This is a genomic window from Brevinematales bacterium (assembly GCA_026415355.1).
Lineage (GTDB): Bacteria > Spirochaetota > Brevinematia > DTOW01 > DTOW01 > SKYB106.
Genome location: JAOAHF010000019.1, coordinates 1 through 18,142 on the forward strand (window position 1 = coordinate 1; position 18,142 = coordinate 18,142).

The 18,142-nt window shown below is 32.1% G+C and carries 18 protein-coding genes; 6 read left to right on the plus strand and 12 right to left on the minus strand.

The window, feature by feature from the left end:
* The first annotated feature begins 64 nt into the window (after window positions 1-64).
* Entirely contained in the window at window positions 65-799 is a 735-nt protein-coding gene (gene cas6, locus N2712_07230) for a CRISPR-associated endoribonuclease Cas6 (GenBank protein MCX8029767.1), read from the plus strand.
* 60 nt (window positions 800-859) lie between these two features.
* On the opposite strand, the gene recF is transcribed toward cas6, so the two are convergent.
* The 3 genes from recF to N2712_07245 form a co-directional block, all read right to left on the minus strand.
* Window positions 860-1,975 (minus strand): DNA replication and repair protein RecF, encoded by a 1,116-nt coding sequence (gene recF, locus N2712_07235; protein ID MCX8029768.1) that lies wholly within the window; start codon window positions 1,973-1,975, stop codon window positions 860-862.
* On the minus strand, window positions 1,972-2,715 hold the full coding sequence (locus N2712_07240) for a hypothetical protein (protein MCX8029769.1): 744 nt from the start codon (window positions 2,713-2,715) through the stop codon (window positions 1,972-1,974). Before N2712_07240 ends, recF begins: the two co-directional genes overlap by 4 nt.
* Window positions 2,716-2,793: 78 nt before the next feature.
* Entirely contained in the window at window positions 2,794-3,972 is a 1,179-nt protein-coding gene (locus tag N2712_07245; protein ID MCX8029770.1) for a hypothetical protein, read from the minus strand.
* A gap of 188 nt (window positions 3,973-4,160) precedes the next feature.
* On the opposite strand from N2712_07245, the gene N2712_07250 reads away from it, so the two are divergent.
* Window positions 4,161-6,110 carry a FapA family protein gene (locus N2712_07250; GenBank protein MCX8029771.1) on the plus strand — a complete coding sequence of 650 codons (1,950 nt, stop codon included), beginning with the start codon at window positions 4,161-4,163 and terminating at the stop codon, window positions 6,108-6,110.
* A gap of 1 nt (window position 6,111) precedes the next feature.
* On the opposite strand, the gene N2712_07255 is transcribed toward N2712_07250, so the two are convergent.
* The 3 genes from N2712_07255 to hisG all read right to left on the minus strand — a co-directional run bounded on the left by N2712_07255 (window position 6,112) and on the right by hisG (window position 7,758).
* Window positions 6,112-6,561 carry a hypothetical protein gene (locus tag N2712_07255; GenBank protein MCX8029772.1) on the minus strand — a complete coding sequence of 150 codons (450 nt, stop codon included), beginning with the start codon at window positions 6,559-6,561 and terminating at the stop codon, window positions 6,112-6,114.
* Between the two features lie 78 nt (window positions 6,562-6,639).
* Complete coding sequence (locus N2712_07260) at window positions 6,640-7,086, minus strand: hypothetical protein (protein ID MCX8029773.1); 447 nt, start codon at window positions 7,084-7,086, stop codon at window positions 6,640-6,642.
* Between the two features lie 27 nt (window positions 7,087-7,113).
* Window positions 7,114-7,758 (minus strand): ATP phosphoribosyltransferase, encoded by a 645-nt coding sequence (hisG, locus tag N2712_07265; GenBank protein ID MCX8029774.1) that lies wholly within the window; start codon window positions 7,756-7,758, stop codon window positions 7,114-7,116.
* 169 nt (window positions 7,759-7,927) lie between these two features.
* On the opposite strand from hisG, the gene N2712_07270 reads away from it, so the two are divergent.
* Both N2712_07270 and N2712_07275 read left to right on the plus strand, forming a co-directional pair.
* Complete coding sequence (locus tag N2712_07270) at window positions 7,928-9,088, plus strand: alanine--glyoxylate aminotransferase family protein (protein ID MCX8029775.1); 1,161 nt, start codon at window positions 7,928-7,930, stop codon at window positions 9,086-9,088.
* A 150-nt stretch (window positions 9,089-9,238) separates the two neighbouring features.
* Window positions 9,239-10,213 (plus strand): ABC transporter ATP-binding protein, encoded by a 975-nt coding sequence (locus N2712_07275; protein MCX8029776.1) that lies wholly within the window; start codon window positions 9,239-9,241, stop codon window positions 10,211-10,213.
* A 13-nt stretch (window positions 10,214-10,226) separates the two neighbouring features.
* Here N2712_07275 and N2712_07280 read toward each other — a convergent pair whose 3' ends face one another.
* The 3 genes from N2712_07280 to N2712_07290 all read right to left on the minus strand — a co-directional run bounded on the left by N2712_07280 (window position 10,227) and on the right by N2712_07290 (window position 13,434).
* Complete coding sequence (locus N2712_07280; GenBank protein ID MCX8029777.1) at window positions 10,227-10,850, minus strand: hypothetical protein; 624 nt, start codon at window positions 10,848-10,850, stop codon at window positions 10,227-10,229.
* A 107-nt stretch (window positions 10,851-10,957) separates the two neighbouring features.
* Window positions 10,958-12,001 carry an ATP-dependent 6-phosphofructokinase gene (locus N2712_07285; protein ID MCX8029778.1) on the minus strand — a complete coding sequence of 348 codons (1,044 nt, stop codon included), beginning with the start codon at window positions 11,999-12,001 and terminating at the stop codon, window positions 10,958-10,960.
* A 227-nt stretch (window positions 12,002-12,228) separates the two neighbouring features.
* The gene (locus tag N2712_07290) at window positions 12,229-13,434 is read right to left on the minus strand and encodes an aminotransferase class I/II-fold pyridoxal phosphate-dependent enzyme (GenBank protein ID MCX8029779.1); all 1,206 of its coding nucleotides are present in this window, start codon (window positions 13,432-13,434) and stop codon (window positions 12,229-12,231) included.
* Window positions 13,435-13,561: 127 nt separating this feature from the next.
* Between N2712_07290 and N2712_07295 the strand changes: the two genes are divergently transcribed.
* On the plus strand, window positions 13,562-14,089 hold the full coding sequence (locus N2712_07295) for a shikimate kinase (GenBank protein ID MCX8029780.1): 528 nt from the start codon (window positions 13,562-13,564) through the stop codon (window positions 14,087-14,089).
* 85 nt (window positions 14,090-14,174) lie between these two features.
* Here the strand turns inward: N2712_07295 and rpe are convergent, their stop codons facing one another.
* Together rpe and N2712_07305 are read right to left on the minus strand one after the other, a co-directional pair.
* Complete coding sequence (rpe, locus tag N2712_07300) at window positions 14,175-14,840, minus strand: ribulose-phosphate 3-epimerase (GenBank protein ID MCX8029781.1); 666 nt, start codon at window positions 14,838-14,840, stop codon at window positions 14,175-14,177.
* A complete protein-coding gene (locus N2712_07305) occupies window positions 14,837-15,823 on the minus strand; it encodes a PASTA domain-containing protein (GenBank protein MCX8029782.1) in 987 nt (328 codons plus the stop codon). Before N2712_07305 ends, rpe begins: the two co-directional genes overlap by 4 nt.
* Window positions 15,824-16,047: 224 nt before the next feature.
* Between N2712_07305 and argB the strand changes: the two genes are divergently transcribed.
* Window positions 16,048-16,899 carry an acetylglutamate kinase gene (gene argB, locus N2712_07310; protein ID MCX8029783.1) on the plus strand — a complete coding sequence of 284 codons (852 nt, stop codon included), beginning with the start codon at window positions 16,048-16,050 and terminating at the stop codon, window positions 16,897-16,899.
* 66 nt (window positions 16,900-16,965) lie between these two features.
* Here the strand turns inward: argB and N2712_07315 are convergent, their stop codons facing one another.
* Window positions 16,966-17,754: an alpha/beta hydrolase gene (locus N2712_07315; protein MCX8029784.1), complete on the minus strand. Its 789-nt coding sequence runs from the start codon at window positions 17,752-17,754 to the stop codon at window positions 16,966-16,968.
* Window positions 17,755-18,142: the final 388 nt, after the last annotated feature.

The following is an 18,142-nucleotide window of genomic DNA, read 5'->3' on the forward strand; positions in this document are numbered from 1 at the left end:
GTATAAGAGACAGCTATGTATTCACCAGAGTTCTTACGAAATGAACAAGGAGGAATGGTAGGAAATGTTTTGGAGGGTTAAAGTTACTTTATACTCTGATAGACCTATAGTGTTACCTTTGAATTACAACCACATTCTTCAGTCCTGTATCTACAAAACCTTAACACCAGAACTCTCGTCTTTCCTGCACAGTAAGGGATTTGAAGTAGAGGGACGTGTCTTCAAGTTATTCACATTCTCAAAACTCTTCGGAAAATATAAAGTCTCAAATAGAGTAATTTCGTTTATACCACCTGTTTATTTCTATTTCGCTACATCGGTCAATCTGATAATTGATACTCTCTCTGCGGAAGTGTTGAAGATTAAGCAAGTTAAGATTGGGAATAATCAGTTAACCGTTGAGTCAGTTGATTTTAACATTATAAAACCTTCAAACGAGGTTAAGGTCAAAACTGTATCTCCTATTACAGTCCATATACCTGAAGAAAATAAGAATAGATATCTCTCACCTGATGATGAAAGATTTTTTGAATTTTTGAAGTCAAATCTTAATAGGAAGTTTATGGCAAACTTTGGATATAGTAGTGATGATGTTTTGATAATACCTCTATCTAAGAGATGGAAGAAAGTAGTTACATTTTTCAAGAATACTCCTGTTGTTGGTTGGGAGGGTAGGCTACTACTTAAGGGAGAAGAGAAGATGATAGGTCTCGCACTCTCAACAGGACTAGGTAGCAAAAACTCACAAGGCTTTGGAATGATAATAGAAAGACAACAAATCAGCAGCTCAAATCCATAAACTAGCTAAATGCTTCAGCACCTAAAACTCTATAGATAAACTCCGTATCGCGACACCTCTCTAAACAAAATTCTTAATTTCAATAATGTCAAAATCTTTAAATATATCACGTTGATGAACTTCAAACTTAGCCATAATAATTTGATAACCAGGGTAAAGTATTTTTTCCAAAACCTTATTTTTGTTAATCTCATCAAGCTCACCAAAAATATCATCTATTAGCAAAACTGGCATTACATTAGATTTAACTCTTACATAGTCCGCACAGATTAACTTGAATAATATACTCAAAGTCCTAATTTGACCTTGCGACAAAAAACCCTTAGCTATTTGTCCACCAGTAACAAATATGAAATCATCCAAATGTGGTCCAATTAACGACTTTCCGTATAAGATCTCTTTATTTATCTCACGATTCATTAAGTCTATAACACTCTCTTCTGTAGAAAACAAAATGTTATCAGAATTTAATAAGCTAGATTTATACTTTACTTTCAAATCAAAATCGAACTTTTTTGATAAATTTGAATCTATGTAACTACAAAACTCATATCTACACTTAGTTATTTCAATTAAGTGTTTTGATAGAATCTTATTATAAGTCTTAACAAGTTCAACAGTCTGCTCCAATAGTTTACTATAGTTAATATCCCCTTCCATCTCTTTGAGTTTTTTCAAAACTAAATTTTTCTGTTTAAGAATCTTGTGGTAATTTATCAGATGGTGGTAATACGAAGGTGAAATACTAATCAATACACTATCAACATATCTTCTGCGATAACTTGGACTACCAATAACTAGCTCGTAATCTTCTATTAAAAAAGGTATCGATTTCAAAATACCCGAAGCATTAATTACAGATGAATTTTTATCGTTTATTTTTATCTTCTTTAAAGGTTCACCATCCCTAATTTCATAACCAACAAAAATAGTTTTCTCAACTAAATTTTCTTCTAACGATAAAAGGATATTAAAATTACTCTCCCCTACTCTAACCATATTTCTATCAGTTTCATACGATCGGAGAGGAGAAAAAGTAGAACAATAGTTAATTGCCTCTATTATAGTAGTCTTACCCGAAGCGTTAGGCCCAAGTAATATCGTCTTATCACTAAAAGACAACCTTATTTCTTTGAAAATCCTAAAGTTTTTAAGATAAAGCTCTTTTACCCTCATCTTAGATACCTTGAAAACCTATCTAACCAAAATTCAGCAAGAGGTCTTACTTCATCTGATTTTATGTTCAAAAGTATGTATATAGCTTTTCTTTTCTTATTTATAGCGTAATACGATCTTGCTAGGTAAAGATTTATATAATCCCTATCAATATCATTCTGTGTATTTTTCCTAATCTCCTTGAGTCTTGAAATTGTTAACTTATAGTCTTTCTTCAGAAAATAGTCTCTTAAAACCTTTTTAAAATCTAATTCTTCAGAAAAGTCATCCTGTTGGACAGAAAAATCAACAAAGTTAGTCTGTGTCACTGACAGAACGTTTGTCTGAATCGGAGATACAAAAACTAAGTTAGTTTCATAATTACTTAAACTTACTACCAATTTCGAAGGAATTATACTCAAATCAATATAGTCATATACGTACCTACCATCAAAAACAGGTATTACAGTGTAATAAGTATTAGATTGTAATTCATCAGTAAAGTAGAACTTTTGTAAGTTTGTCGAGAATTGTACAACTTTAATAAGATTAAGCTCTTCAAAATTTACTATTTTTTTACCTACCACCTTAGGTTTATTTGTTGATGAGTAAATATTATAATACAACGATCCAGACACATTTGTAGGTCCCAACCACTCTACCACTATGTTGTTAGCATTCGTAAAATACGAAATGTTATACACAAAACCAAAAGAAAAAGTAGAAATCATCACTAATAACAAAGAAATTACAAATCTCATAAGCAGCATAACATATATTATAACCTACAAAATACAAAAGTTTCAGAGTTTCTAAAAGCAAAACGCTAAACAAATGTTTTAAAACTTTATACTCAGAGATAATTTTTGAGTTTCGATCTCAAGCGAAACATTTTTGCCAACCGAAAGCAAATCGTCAATTCTTTCATTCCACCAACTAGAATATATAAACGGCCTAACAAGATTGTATCCATACCCAACTAGCGTTGTAATACCAAATATACCCCTCAAAAAACTACCTTCTTCTAAACTAGCTGTGACAATTGATGAAATATACGGTGACAAAATACAAACAGCAAATCCACCAACATCACCAAAAATTATACTTCCTAGTCCTGGTATTATATTTAGCACTGAAGCAGTTATAGTAACAAATAAGCTTCTAGAATACATTTCCCTTAATTTTAATCTAGTTTCATAATCTAAATGTAGAGCATCCTGCTTTAGAACCTTGAATTGAATATCATCAAATATTTTACCCTCCTCAATAGACTTTCTTATGACCGACAAAACTTGTGACTTAAAAACTAGTTTTTCTTGTTCATCCTGCACTAAGGTTTTTTGAGTTTTTATATCACCAATTTTTTGTTGTCTTTCTACTTTAACCTCAGCATTCTCATTATCCATCAATATGAAAGACTTATTATAAATAACTTCTTTGGTACCATCATCCCTAACAATAACAGAATATGGTGTTTTCGAAACTATCTTGAGAGAAAAATTAGTGTACCCAGAAACTGAAGATAGAAATTGATCGTTTAGAACAATAGTATAAGTCCTCATTTTGTCAAGGTTTATGCTAACATTAAGAGTAGCAAAAGAAACTAATTTGCCCGAGTAAAATGAAAATATTCTTTGCATTATTCCGTCAGCTATATCAAACAAATCTGCTGAAGTAACAATAAAATCATTTAATTTGACTCCTTGAGAATTGTATATCACTACTTCATAGCTGAAAACATCTCCTTTCTTAGTATAGTAACCCAATATGTACTCTTCGTAACCAGACACAGTCTTAATAACTTCCCTTACATCTCTACCCTTGATATCGAAAGTAGATTCTTTGACGATAACACCAGGATAGTATTTCGCAAATTGCATTATAGATTTAAGTACACCAATGGAAGCACTCGGTATATCTCTACCATCCTTATTGGAAAATGGGAAAATTACAACACTCTTACCGAAAGCAAAAACAGAAATACACATTATAACAAAAGTGAAAAAAAACTGTCTCATGACATTATTATACAATAGTTAGCAATCAAATTTCTATAAAAATTGTAACGTTTAAATTAACAAAATCAGATTTATCTTCCAACAACAAACTCTCCATCAAATAAAACAGGTAGAAGTTTCAGAAAGAAAAAGACTAAATTTCAGTTAATGATGTTGAAAAAATTTCTATAAATAATTATACTAAAATTATGGATATAAAGAAAATAATATCACTGCTTGACGAAATAGAAGAAGATACCAACACAGAAGAACTTGAGATAGTTGCCTTCACTATAAATGAAGCACTTAAAATAGCAAGTAAAGAACTTAACACAGAGATATTTAACCTTGAGTACGAAATAATTGAAAGTGGGAATAGCGGTTTCTTTGGAATTGGTAGGAAACCTTACAGGATTGTTGTTAGAAAAATCGGTAATTTATCTTTCAGTAACTCATCTGAACACCATTCAGATGAAATCATGGCAATAGACGGTAGATTCTTTGTTTCTCATACCACCGATGGCGTTTATATAAAAATATTACCTCCTAAAGGTAATGGAAGATATGTAAGTTACGAAGAAGTTGTGAAGGAAATAGAAGCCAAGGGCATCTTAAACTACGATAGTGGAAAGATAAAGAAAGAAGTTCAATCTCCTTCAGGTATGCCTGTTTTGGTATCTCAGCCAATTTCGACAGATCCTACTGAAGACAGCCAACCTCATATAGAAGTTTTACCTGACGAAAGTAAATCATTACTTACACTTTTAAAACCAGGTATTAGGGGCAAAGTACCTTCACCAAGGGAAATACTCAATCTACTCAAAATGGAAGGTGTCGTACATGGTATAGTTATGGAAAATATAGAAAAAGCAGTATACGAAGGCATTTTCGATGTTCCTATCGAAGTTGCAGTCTGGACACCCCCAGAACCTGGAAAAGATGCTAAAATAAATTACTACATCGATATAAACAAAAGCAATAGTTTTCAATTCAATAAGAACGAAAAAGATATTGTTGATTTACACAAAGTAATAAAAATTGAAAACGTTGTTAAAGGCCAAGTTCTAGCATCAAAAGAACCAGCAACAAAAGGTAAACCTGGTATAACTGTAAAAGGCAAAACCATACCAGCTCCAGATGGTAAAGATATATCTATACAATCTCTAGTAGGCAAAAATGTGGAAATATCACCAGATGGACTTGAGCTTATAGCAAAAGAAGAAGGTCAAGTAGTATTTAAGCAAGGCAAAATAAACGTTGAACCTATACTTGAAATACTCAAAGACATATCCCCAGAAACAGGCGATATTGATTTTGTCGGTAATGTTATAATAAGAGGAAGTGTCAGAGACACATTCAAAGTAAAAGCAGGTGGTAATGTCGATATATGGGGAACTGTGGAAAAAGCAGAAGTAATAGCAGACGGTAACGTAATAGTAAGAACAGGAATACAAGGTAAAGAAGTAGGTAGAATAGTAGCAGGAGGAGATGTAATATCAAAATTCATAGAAAGAGCAAATATCAAAGCAGGTGGCAATGTGATAGCACTTGAATACATTCTACACAGTAATATCGTATCAAAATCAAGGGTATTTTGCTTTGGTAGAAAAGCAAGCATCACAGGAGGTACTGTTAAAGCACTCTACGAAATATCAGCAAAACAACTAGGAGCAGAATCTTGGACAGATACTGTACTTGAAGTTGGATCTGACCCAGAACTACAAGAAATATATGAAGATCTTTCAAGAAGAAAAGAGGAACTCTCAAATAAGATATCCGAACTTAAAAAAGAAGTACTAATCTTCCAACAAATGATACAAAACTTCGGAAGACTACCCCAAGAAAAAGAAGAAAGATATAACACTATCAATACAATGCTTAGAGAATATTCGATAGAATTGGAAAATATCGAAAAAGAAATCAAAGGAATAAAAGAACAACTTGATCAAGCAGTTATAGAAGCAAGAGTTAGTGCTTATGGAATATGTTATCCCAACGTGAAAATAAAAATAAAAGATGCTTTACATATATGTAAAGATCAGTATAAGTTTGTCACATTTAAACGAGAAAATAGAACAATAATAGTAGTACCTTACGAAGAATCTCAAGATATGAGAGAAAAAAAGAAAGAAGTTACAGAAAGAGTAAGAAAACTATAAATTATCTGTATGATACAAGTTTCCATTCACTACCAAACTTTCTAAAAAGATAGTTTGTCTCTCTTTTGACATCAACAGTTTCAGTCCCTTTACCCCTAGGAACAGATCTCTTACAATTCCACTCAACAACAGCTAATGCTAAATTTTCTTTTTCAAAGATTTTGATTTCCTTCACCTTAGGATCTGAAAGAAGATTAATCTCTTTTTTAACTTCCTCATATCTCAAAGGATTTTTAATATCTTCAATTATATTCTCTAAATCTCTCTTTGCCTTACCTTCAGAAAAAGGTAGTATTTTATCAAACTCCATCATAGTATAGTTAGAGAGTATAGACCTTAATACCAAAGATATTTTATAAACATCTCTAGAAAACACTTCTTGTTCACCTCTCGAGTGAAACACAAACAAGAAAATAATCAAAGCAAATATCACAACACTATAAGTTTTCATACATTCTACCTCTCAACAACATTTTTATATCGGAGAATTCAAACAAAATTAAAACAGCTCTAATTAAATTAAACAACATCATAACCTTAAGTGCTTATTATCCTCACGATATTTATTCAAAACAATTTCATCAATTTCTTGAGACTCTTCTTTTTGACTATCCCTTAAAAATTCTTGGTATAACTTTTGTTTTAGTTTCTCAAGTATTTTAACTTCTCTATCTTTCTCAAGATATTTAGCCATAGCTTCCTTAAAAGGTTTTTCCTTTTTCAAAGCATCGATTCGTTTATACTCTTGCATCTTTTCATTTGAGACTATGTATTTATCAAACATCTGTAAATCTTCAATTCTGCTTATATTTTTCATCTCAGTAACAGCATTTTTCTTTTCTTCTTGCAACTTTCTTATTTTTGAAAGCTCAAGATTATACTCACTAGCTTTCCTGCTCAAATCCTGCTTATCTAAATCTCTAAGTTTCTGCTTTATTTCCAAAATTCTCTGAAGCTTAAAGTTAAACTTTTTCATAACCTCCAATAAGTCTCGTTATAAATCCTACCGAGATAAAACTTCGTTTTGACTTAGAATCTTCTGAAGTTTTGAAACTATATCACTTATCCTTTTCCGCTTAATATAAAAAGATTTTCTGTTCGATATTAACCTTGAGGTAGATTCGAATATCTCATCAATAATCACTAGATTATTTTCTTTCAATGTAGTTCCCGTCGATGTTATATCAACTACAAATTCACTTAATCCTGTCAACGGTCCTAATTCAACAGATCCATACAATTCCACTATCTTTGGTTCTATTTCCTTGGCCCTAAAGTAAGATTTGGTTATATTCGGTAATTTAGTAGCAACTTTAACTGTAGGAGAAACTAATTCTTTTTTTTCTTTGCCAGCAACTATAACCTTACAATAACCAAATTTTAGATCAAGAAGAGAAAAAACGTCAGGATCATACTCAACAAGCAAATCATATCCAACAACACCTAGATCAGATATCCCTTCAACAGTATATGTTATAACATCTTTTGCTCTAACAAGAAGAAAATCAATCTTAGCATCATTATCTGATACGATAAGCTTCCTCGAATTCTCATCAATCTGAATATTAAGTATTCCTGCTTGGCTAAAAAGCTTAACCGTATCTTCAAACAACCTTCCTTTCGGTACCGCTATTACAATATTATCCATATAGAAAATTATGAATAAACACAATTATCAAATAAAAGCTAAATAATAATCTTAACGAAGAATACATAATTGTCAAATAAAACATAGTTTTAACCTAAATACAACACTACTTGAAATAAAATGTATTTTACATACAAAATCATCTAAAAACTTTTGGAGGTAATGTAATATGGGAATGCTCGTCAAATATCACCTTTATGCCCCAGGTCCGGTAGAGATACCACCTGAAGTACTAAGCGAGATGTCAAAACCTATATTTCACCACAGGACATCTCAATTCAGCGAAGTGCTTGTTAATGCTTGGGAAGGACTAAAGTACGTATTTCAGACAAAAGAACCAGTCTACATACTAGCGTCTTCTGGAACAGGTGCAATGAACGCAGCAGTTGAAAATACTTTATCTTCTGGAGATAAGGTTATAGTTTTAAGTTTTGGTAAGTTTGGTGAAAGATGGGAAAAAATAGCCAAATCTTACGGAGTTGAAGTAATAACTCTTAAGAAAGATTATGGTCATTGCGTTGAACCTGAAGAAGTAGAAGATGCTCTTAAGAAAAATCCTGATGTAAAAGCAGTTTTACTCCAGCATAGTGAAACATCAACAGGAGTATCATCTGATCTAAAAGCAATAGCAAGCATAGTTTCAAAAACAGACGCCATTCTAATAGTGGATGGAATAACATCCGTAGGATGTGATGAGGTTAAAATGGATGAATGGGGTATAGACGTACTAATAGGTGGATCACAAAAATCTTTTATGATACCACCAGGTCTTTCTTTTATAGCACTCTCAGAAAAAGCAAGAAAATATATGGAGAAATCGAATTTACCTAAGTTTTATTTCAATCTCAAAGAAGAAGAAAAAGCTATGTTAGATAAAACGACAGCTTGGACACCAGGTATAACATTAATAATGGCATTAAACAAATCGATCGAACTCATGAAGAAAGAAGGACTTGAAAATGTAATAAAAAGACACAAAGTTATTTCAGAAGCAGTCAGAGAAGGAGTCAAAGCTCTAGGGCTAAATCTGTTCGCAAAATACAAGCTGTACTCAAATGCAGTCACAGCAGTTGAAGTCCCACAAGGTATAGATGGAACTAAAATACCTAAACTCATGAGAAACAAATACGGTGCAGAAATTGCAGGAGGACAAGGAAGTATGAAAGGACAAATATTCAGACTAGGACATCTTGGATATGTAGATAAAGGAGACGTAGTCGTAATGTTACAAGCACTTGAATTTACATTAAGGGAACTAGGATATAAATTTGAACCAGGAGCAAGTCTGTCAGCCGCAAATAAAGTATTGTTTGAAAAGTACGAATTCTAAAAAACTAAAGGGGGTTATACTCCCTTTTTGCCCTGAAAATACAAAAATATCAAAGACAGTACTAAAAAAGTTTAGACTGCTGAAAAGTATAAACTCTAGGTAGAAAGAGATTTGCCAAACCTTACAGAATATTAAAACCTTGATACCAAAATGAATAAAGTCCTTGAAGTAGTAAACCTAGAAATAATACATAAAAAAACAGGTAAAAGCATTATAAGAGATGTAAACTTTCATCTCTTCGAAAACGAAATACTTGGAATTGCAGGTGAAAGTGGTTCAGGGAAAAGTTTAACTGTAAACTCAATTCTAGGTCTCGTAAGCGAAAATCTCGAAGTTAAAGGGAAAGTAATATTTGAAGGGAATAACATATTAAATAAACTTGATTATGAAAGAATCCGAGGAAAGAAAATATCGATAATCTTCCAAGATCCACTAAACGCACTAAATCCAGTATTAAGGATATCCGAACAACTTAAAATGATATCTTTATCTCACAAAATACCATATGAAATTTTGAAAAAAGAACTTTATGAAATATTTGATCGCATAGGTATAAACGCTCCAGATAGAGTTATGAAAAGCTTTCCACATCAGCTAAGTGGTGGTATGCTTCAAAGAATAGTTATATCCTTTGTACTACTACTCAAACCCAAAATTATAATAGCAGATGAACCTACTACATCCCTTGATGTAAGCGTACAAAAAGAAATTATAAAAATACTCAAAGAGATAAAGAAAAATCTCGGAATATCGATAATATTCATAACTCATGATTTACTGCTTGCCAAAGAAATCTGTGACAGAATCATAATAATGTACTCAGGTTATGTTGTAGAAGAAGGTATCACAGAAGAGATATTTAGTAAACCTTTTCATCCTTACACAGAAGGACTCCTATCTTCAATTCCAGATGTTAACAAAAAATCTCAAAATCTTCCTTTCATACCTGGAAGAGTCCCCCACTTCTCTGAATTAAAGTACGAATGCCCTTTTGCAGATAGATGCTCTTCAGTCCAAGAGATTTGCCGTTTAAAAGTACCAGAATTAGAAGAAATTCAAAACCGCAAAGTTAGATGTTTTGTGGTATCCCAACAAAAAAATATAAACGCAGTTCAACAGCGATAAAAAACTTACAATGCTATTCAGTTAAAACATTAGTTATGTTTATATCAAACTTTGAAAGTTTGTCGATTATGGACTGATCAATGTCTTTACCTTTTGAGAGTAGTATAAACGATATTCTAAGCAACGACTCTTTTTTTAGTTCTTCATTACCACTATTAGTTAAAGAAGAAAAGAATTCTAAAGCTTCATCATAATTTTGGTTATTGAAATTATAAAGTCCAACGATGAATGCAACATAATCTTGAAAGTACTTATTACACTCCGGACTTGTCACTAATCCTATTCCACTTGGATCTTTCTTTTCCATGAGCAAATAATTACCTACAATTAGTTTGGCCAGAGCAATTTCTTTTTCCAAAAGTTTCTGATTCGAAATAGAATTCAAAAGATATCTCACTCCAGAACTCTCATCACCCTCGTAAAACAGCTTAACTCCCTTAAGGAAAAGATATTTAGCAGTGTTGATATTTGAAATTGCTAGTAAATAATCCTCCATTTTTTCATAATCTGAGTTTGACAACGCTCCAACAAAACCTGCATAGTACCTATTTTCCACGTTAGTTATGTATAGGATGATTGATGTCACTAACAAAATTATAGACGTCGCCGTTATTATTGGTATATACCTTTTTATCATATACACTCTCACAAAATCAACACAAATAAGTTAACTACTTGACCTTAGTCAAAGGATGATAATAGTACAAAAAAGAAGGGTAAGGGTTTCCTTACCCTTTCAATTCACTAGTAGAGAATACTCTTTAGCTCTGTTATGATTTTTTGAGGTACAACTTTTAATTCCTGTACTGCTTCCTGAAGTGGTACCGCTACTATCTCTGTCCCTCTCAAAGCAACCATTTTACCCCACTCCTTTCTGAGTACAAGCTCACCAACATTTATACCAAATCTCAAAGATAGTATTCTATCAAAAGCAGTTGGAGATCCACCTCTTTGTAAATGACCCAAAACCACATATCTTGTTTCAATACCTGTTGTTTCTTCTATATATTTTGCTAGCTGTTTTGCTATACCGCCAAGTCTAACATGTCCAAATTCATCAGTTTTAGCATCCTCGAAAACAAAATTTTGTGCTCCTCCCGCATCAAGTATAGCTCCTTCTGAAACTGCAATTATAGTATATAACTCACCTTTTTCTTTTCTTTTCTTAACAAACTCGGCAACATCCGTTATCTTCGTTACTTCCTCTGGAAGCAGAACCATATGCGCTCCACCAGCAATACCAGACCACAACGTTATCCACCCTGCATGTCTTCCCATTATTTCAACAACCATAACTCTTCTGTGTGATTTTGCAGTAGTATGTAGTCTATCAATCGCTTCCATAGCAATATTAACAGCAGTATCAAATCCAAAGGTGTAATCTGTAACATTGAGATCATTATCAATAGTTTTGGGTGCTCCAACTACTGGAAATCCATCTTTAGCTAACTTATTAGCAGCTCCTAGAGTATCCTCCCCACCTATTGCTATAAGAGCATCAAGCTCTAACTCCTTGAAACTCTGATGAGCTTTCTTGACAGTATCTTCATTTTTGTAAGGATTTGTCCTAGAAGACCCCAATATGGTTCCCCCTTCTTTGTGTATCTCTCTAATATCGTCATCTTTTAAAACCACATACTTTTTCTCAATCAATCCTCTCCACCCCTCCAAAAGACCTATAATCTCAACATTTGGTAAATCCTTCTTTATTCTTAAATAAGCTCCTTTTATAACCCCGTTTAAACCAGGAGCATCACCCCCACCTGTCAAAATACCTATTCTCTTCATAAAAACCTCCTAAAAAGTTTAGGATAGAATTCTAACTAATATGCTAAACTAAATTCCATTTTTTAATTTTGACTTTAAACTCTAACTAAGATAACCCCTTAAAAACCATAATATCAATCTTCTTATAACCTCAAATCTCAATACTCTTGGTTTTAGCAAAGCTTTACTTTAACGTAAAAGATCACAATTTTCTTGTTATCAAAAAAAGAAAGAAAAAATCCAAAAGGTTAATCTTCTCTTGCTAGGAATCTGGTAATTCTTATTATAGCTTCTTTTATTCTGTTTTTGTTTTGAACCATAGCAAATCTAACATATCCTTCACCATACTCACCAAAACCACTACCAGGAGAACAAACAACTCCAGTTTCTTCAATCAAAACTTTCGTAAATTCTAATGATGTAAGCGCAGAATATTTAATAGGTATTTTAGCCCATACGTAAAAAGTAGATTTTGGCATATCTACACGCCACCCTGCTCTATTAAGCCCTTCGACAAACATAGTTATTCTATCGTAATATTCTTCTTTTACCTCTTGTATAAAGTCTTCACAATTTTTCAAAGCTTCAATCGCCGCAAGCTGTATAGCTTTGAAAACACCAAAGTCTATATAGCTTTTTGTCTTTTTGAGTATCTCAATTAATTTATAGTTTCCTGCTGCAAAACCCACTCTCCATCCAGCCATATTAAAATTCTTAGATAAAGTATGAAATTCTATACAAAAATCCTTTGCCCCTTTAACCTCAAGAATACTCGTAGGACGATATCCCTCTTCATATATAAGATCAGAATAAGTAATATCACTTATTACTATTATACCCTTATCCTTAAAGAAATCAACAAGCTCTTCATAGAAATCTTTCGAAACAACAGCTGTTGTAGGATTCTGTGGATAACTAACTATCAGTATTTTGGCTAGTTTTAATATTCCTTGGTCTATCTTTTTAAAATCTAAAACATAATTATTCTCTTCAAGTAGAGGTACATAGTATACTATACCACCAGAGGCTATAATTCCATTAAAATGTGCTGGATATGTAGGTGAAGGAACTACTACAATATCTTCACTATTTATAACACCCAAAGCAAAGTGAGCAATACCCTCTTTTGAACCTATAAGTTGTAGTATTTCCTTTTCGGGATTCAAAGAAACATTAAACTTCCTTTCGTACCAGTTAGCCACTTCCTTTCTAAATTCCCTTTCTATCTCTCCATCGTGCCTTGAATAACTATGTACATCATCTCTATCAAGAGCTTCTTTCAGTTTCTGTATTACCCTTTGTGGAGGTTTCATATCTGGACTACCTAAACTAAAATCAATAGTATCTACCCCCTTTTTCTGAGCTTCAAGTTTCATACTGTCAACAACAGAAAAAATATAAGGAGGTATTCTTTTTAACCTATTTGCTTCCGAAAACTCATGCTTCATAGACATAATTCGATTATATCAACATATTATAAAATCGTAAAATATTTTATTTCAATTAGACATTTAAAACTTTGAAAGCTAGCTAATAAATTTTTATTGAAAAAATAAGAGTACAAACAATAAATTTCTAATCATGAAAAAACAAATATTCCTAATAGGATACAGAGCAACAGGCAAAACTACCATAGGTAAAGAATTATCCAGAATGACAGGTTGGAAGTTAATAGACACTGACGAAGAAATTGAAAAGTCTACAGGAATAAAGATAAAAGATATATTTGAAAAATACGGTGAAAGTAAATTCAGAGACCTCGAAAGCCAAGTTCTGAAAAATATATCAAGTCAAGAACAAATTATAGTATCAACAGGTGGAGGTATAATACTACGTAACGAAAATAGAGAAATAATAAAAAGAGGTTTAGTAATATTGCTTTACTCTAGCCCAGAAACAATAATAAAAAGAATGACAGAAGAAAGCCATAGACCAGCACTTACAGACCTACCACTAGAAGAAGAAGTAAGAAAAACTCTTTCAGAAAGAGATAAACTATACAACGAGATATTTCACATAAAAGTCTACAATGAAAATATAACAATAAGCTCTATATTATCTTTACTGAAAAACTGTATACCTTTCATTACTAACTCACAAAACTCTTAATACTCTTATACACTAAATAGAAATTCAAGTTCTAAAACATAATTCATTCCACATAAGATGTACTTGTTGGTTAAGCAATAAGACTTTATTTAATTTTATTTAAATGCTTTACTAAATCCATTATCATTTCACTATTATTATTCTTAAAAAATGCGCTACCTATAACAAGCAAATTAGCTCCGCTATTTACGAGAGTTTGTACATTATCCAAGTTAACTCCACCATCAACCTCAAGATAGATATCTCGGTTATATTTATCAAGTATTTCTCTAACTTTAGAAACCTTCGATATAGTAGAAGGTATTAGGGATTGGCCTGAAAATCCTGGTTCAACAGTCATTACCAACACTAAATCAACAATATCTATGAAAGGTACTACTGCTTCAACAGGAGTTTGAGGTTTTATTGATATACCTACTTTCTTGTTATTCGACTTTATGAAATCGATTATATCTTTTGAAAATCCGTCAGCTTCGTAATGTATAGTAACTATTTCAATATTTTCTAACATAAACCTACTAACTTTCTCAATTGAGAGAGATATCATAAGATGTACATCACCTGGTATTCCTGAATATTTTGCTATTTGTTCAGTTATCAAAGGGCCAAAACTTATATTTGGTACGAAATTGTTATCCATTATATCATAGTGGATGTAATCAACACCTAATTGTTTTAGTCTATCTAGCTCTCTTTTTAGATTAATGAAATCTGAAGCAAATATTGATGGAGCAACTTTGATTTTTCTCATATGTTATCTTCTTTGACTAACTGATCATTTATATAGATCTGGACTTTACCTATTCCTCTAATCTTCAGAGGTAAAACTAATGTTGTAAGTTTGTCAAATGTTTTATCAACTCTTCTGGTACCTGTAACATCTGATATTAAAACTTTCACATAGTAAATATTAACACCCTCTTTTGAAAACTGTGATAAACCAGCTCTATATACAACAAATCTAGTAGTCTGTACTACATTTTCATCTCCAAAAACACCTACCATAAGTTCTGGTGTTACATCTTGAGATATCATTTCACCCTCTCTTGGTATATGATCTATAACTACCCCATCGTTTGCAGGATCTGTTATAGGCACTGTTGTAACCTTGTAATTTATATTCTTTGATTCAAGAAACAACATTGCTTTATCATAAGAAAAACCTATCATATTAGGCATTGGAAAACTAGAAGAAGATCCCGTACTCACATAAAGTACTACTTGATTGCCTGGCTTTAGTTTCGCACCAGCCGACGGATACGTTTTCACAATTGTACCTTCACCATAATCAGATTGAACATACTCAACTGAAGATATATAAACTCCTTTTGAAGATAAGAACAACCTTACCTCTTCTAAAGGTTTACCACTAAAATCTGGTAAAATAAATTCACCACTACCCATACTTACAAAAAGCTTCACTGTTTTGCCTTCTCTAACAGTATTGCCAGGTGATGGTATTTGCCTTATAATAAATCCTCTTGGTTTCTCTTCAGAAACAACTACTTCAACATTAGGTATAAGTCTTGAATTTTCTATCTTTATTATAGCATCCAGTAACTCATCACCTACCGTGTCTGGAACCATGACTGTCTGTGAAGGAGTAAGTAATATGGCAACCATTATCACAAAAAATATGAAGAAAGTAATAAAAGCAACAAAAAGAAAAAACAAGAATTTTCTAGTCTCGCTTGTAATCAAATCAGTCTCTTTTGTTATACCCAAAATATTCATAAAAAATTCCGTTACAACAGTTGCTATTTTGTAAAATAACCATTTAAAAAAATCAAAAATTCTCCAAGCCAAATTTGAAAAGAAATTCATTATACGCATATTCACCACTAATTCTATAAGTTTTGCTTACATTTAAACAATTTAGCAAATAAAAATATACAAAGTTCAAAAAATTCTACCAACACATGGATAACTACATACCTTATGCTAAATAATTCTAATGTATGAAAAACATAGAAGTTCTTGTTGAGGCTTTACCTTACATAATTAAGTTTAGAGATACAATCATAGTCATAAAGTATGGTGGTAGTGTAATGACAAATGAAGAGCTAAAACAATCATTTTGTAAAGACATTGTAATACTCAAAATGCTAGGCATGCATCCTGTAATAGTGCACGGTGGCGGAAACAAAATCTCCGAAGTTATGAGGAAGATGAATAAGCAACCCAAATTCGTTAGAGGACAAAGAATAACAGATTCTGAAACCATGGAAATCGTAGAAATGGTTTTAAACGGATTGATAAATAAAGAAGTAGTTTTCAACATAATCAAAAATGGCGGTAAAGCAGTAGGAATATCAGGCAAAGACAATTTCACCATAAAAGCAAAAAAGAAATTCGTAGATACAGACATTGATCTAGGTTTTGTAGGTGAAGTTGAAAGCATAAACAACCAGCTAATTATATCTCTCATCAAAGAAGGTTATATACCTATTTTATCTCCAACAGGTGTTGATGAAAAAGGACACACATATAACATAAACGCAGATGATGTATCAGCCGAAATAGCAGTATCACTAAAAGCAGAAAAATTAATATATCTAACAGATGTAGATGGAATATACAGAGATATAAACGACAAGAGTACACTCATACCGTCAATTACAATAAAGGAACTCTCAGACATGGTAGAAAATGGCAGTATAAAAGAAGGTATGATACCCAAAGCAATGTCAATGATAAAAGCACTAGAAAGAGGAGTAAAAAAAGTCCATATAATAAACGGAACAATAAAACACTCAATCCTATTAGAAATCTTCACAGATGAAGGTATAGGAACCCAAATAACTATCTAATCGACAACAAATATCTAGATTTCACCCAATAAGTAAATTTAGATTAAAACATGATCTACGATACCTTTATACAAGTGCTTTAGATTCCAAGAAGGATAAAAGTATAGAATTAAACTCCTCAGGTACCTCTAGCGGGGAAAGGTGTCCCACATTATCAAGTTCAACAAACATAGAGTTAGGTAATCTATCTGCCATATCTCTCATTATGTCAACAGGAACTATTTTATCGGATTTTCCCGCAACTACCAATGACGGTACATTTATTTGACTTAGTAACTCTCTAGAGTCAGGTCTAGTCGCAATAACATAAACTAGAGAAAATAATCCTTCTTTTGTAGTTTTTTTAACTATATCATTTATGAATCTGACAACTTCTGGTTTGTTTTCGTAAGTATAGTCAGATACTAGATTTTTACTGAACACCTTGAGATATTCTTCTATATTTTCATTTATCTTCTCAATATCTGAAAGCCTCTTTTTTCTAGCTTCTTCATCAAGGTTTTCAGGTCGCGTATGACAAAAAACAAAACCTGCTATTCTTTCTTTCATCTGCCTCCACATCTCAAACATAACATATCCACCCATACTTGTACCTATAGGTATGAGCTTATTAAACCTCAAACCTTTTATGTTGTCTATTATTACCCTCACTAAATCTCTCACACTCATCTCTATTTTATCAGGTTTTTGACTATTACCAACACCTGGATAGTTTAGGGATATATATGGTATACCATGCTTATCAAGAAGTTTTATTTGATTTATATACATTTCTCTAGGTGTAGGAAAAGCCGGTAAAAAGATCACAGAGTTTTTACCATCACTAAGATTACCATAAGCTATCTCCAACTTCATAAAGTTATTATGAACCTTCTTCAACTAAACAGACAACAAAATAATGAAATGAAATAGTAAATTTCAACTTACATGACTGTAAATGATTTAGCAATAGACTTATGAGAAACATTTATGAAAGTATAATTAGTAGATATCCAAAGAATCTAGGAATCCGGTAACTTCTTAAAAGTATTAAACATACCTATTTGGGAATTTATTGCTATTAAAATCTAGAACTATGAAATCATTACTATCTAGTAATAGATTTTATTTTCTAGAGTTTCTGTATATATTTGCCGTACTTTGAATTCATACTAATCTCATCTTATATCTCAAGGAAGGGTATAATACTCCGAAATTTTTAATAGGAGGGGTACGAGATGGGTATTGAGAGGGATGTATACAA

Bases quoted from the DNA above. Each gene is read 5' to 3' on its own strand.
- N2712_07315 (MCX8029784.1), bottom strand. From the start codon at position 17,754: ATGAAGTTGGAGATAGCTTATGGTAATCTTAGTGATGGTAAAAACTCT.
- N2712_07255 (MCX8029772.1), bottom strand. From the start codon at position 6,561: ATGAAAACTTATAGTGTTGTGATATTTGCTTTGATTATTTTCTTGTTT.
- N2712_07275 (MCX8029776.1), top strand. From the start codon at position 9,239: ATGAATAAAGTCCTTGAAGTAGTAAACCTAGAAATAATACATAAAAAA.
- argB (MCX8029783.1), top strand. From the start codon at position 16,048: ATGAAAAACATAGAAGTTCTTGTTGAGGCTTTACCTTACATAATTAAG.
- N2712_07280 (MCX8029777.1), bottom strand. From the start codon at position 10,850: ATGATAAAAAGGTATATACCAATAATAACGGCGACGTCTATAATTTTG.
- hisG (MCX8029774.1), bottom strand. From the start codon at position 7,758: ATGGATAATATTGTAATAGCGGTACCGAAAGGAAGGTTGTTTGAAGAT.
- N2712_07285 (MCX8029778.1), bottom strand. From the start codon at position 12,001: ATGAAGAGAATAGGTATTTTGACAGGTGGGGGTGATGCTCCTGGTTTA.
- N2712_07295 (MCX8029780.1), top strand. From the start codon at position 13,562: ATGAAAAAACAAATATTCCTAATAGGATACAGAGCAACAGGCAAAACT.
- recF (MCX8029768.1), bottom strand. From the start codon at position 1,975: ATGAGGGTAAAAGAGCTTTATCTTAAAAACTTTAGGATTTTCAAAGAA.
- rpe (MCX8029781.1), bottom strand. From the start codon at position 14,840: ATGAGAAAAATCAAAGTTGCTCCATCAATATTTGCTTCAGATTTCATT.
- N2712_07240 (MCX8029769.1), bottom strand. From the start codon at position 2,715: ATGAGATTTGTAATTTCTTTGTTATTAGTGATGATTTCTACTTTTTCT.
- N2712_07270 (MCX8029775.1), top strand. From the start codon at position 7,928: ATGGGAATGCTCGTCAAATATCACCTTTATGCCCCAGGTCCGGTAGAG.
- cas6 (MCX8029767.1), top strand. From the start codon at position 65: ATGTTTTGGAGGGTTAAAGTTACTTTATACTCTGATAGACCTATAGTG.
- N2712_07250 (MCX8029771.1), top strand. From the start codon at position 4,161: ATGGATATAAAGAAAATAATATCACTGCTTGACGAAATAGAAGAAGAT.
- N2712_07305 (MCX8029782.1), bottom strand. From the start codon at position 15,823: ATGAATATTTTGGGTATAACAAAAGAGACTGATTTGATTACAAGCGAG.
- N2712_07260 (MCX8029773.1), bottom strand. From the start codon at position 7,086: ATGAAAAAGTTTAACTTTAAGCTTCAGAGAATTTTGGAAATAAAGCAG.
- N2712_07245 (MCX8029770.1), bottom strand. From the start codon at position 3,972: ATGAGACAGTTTTTTTTCACTTTTGTTATAATGTGTATTTCTGTTTTT.
- N2712_07290 (MCX8029779.1), bottom strand. From the start codon at position 13,434: ATGTCTATGAAGCATGAGTTTTCGGAAGCAAATAGGTTAAAAAGAATA.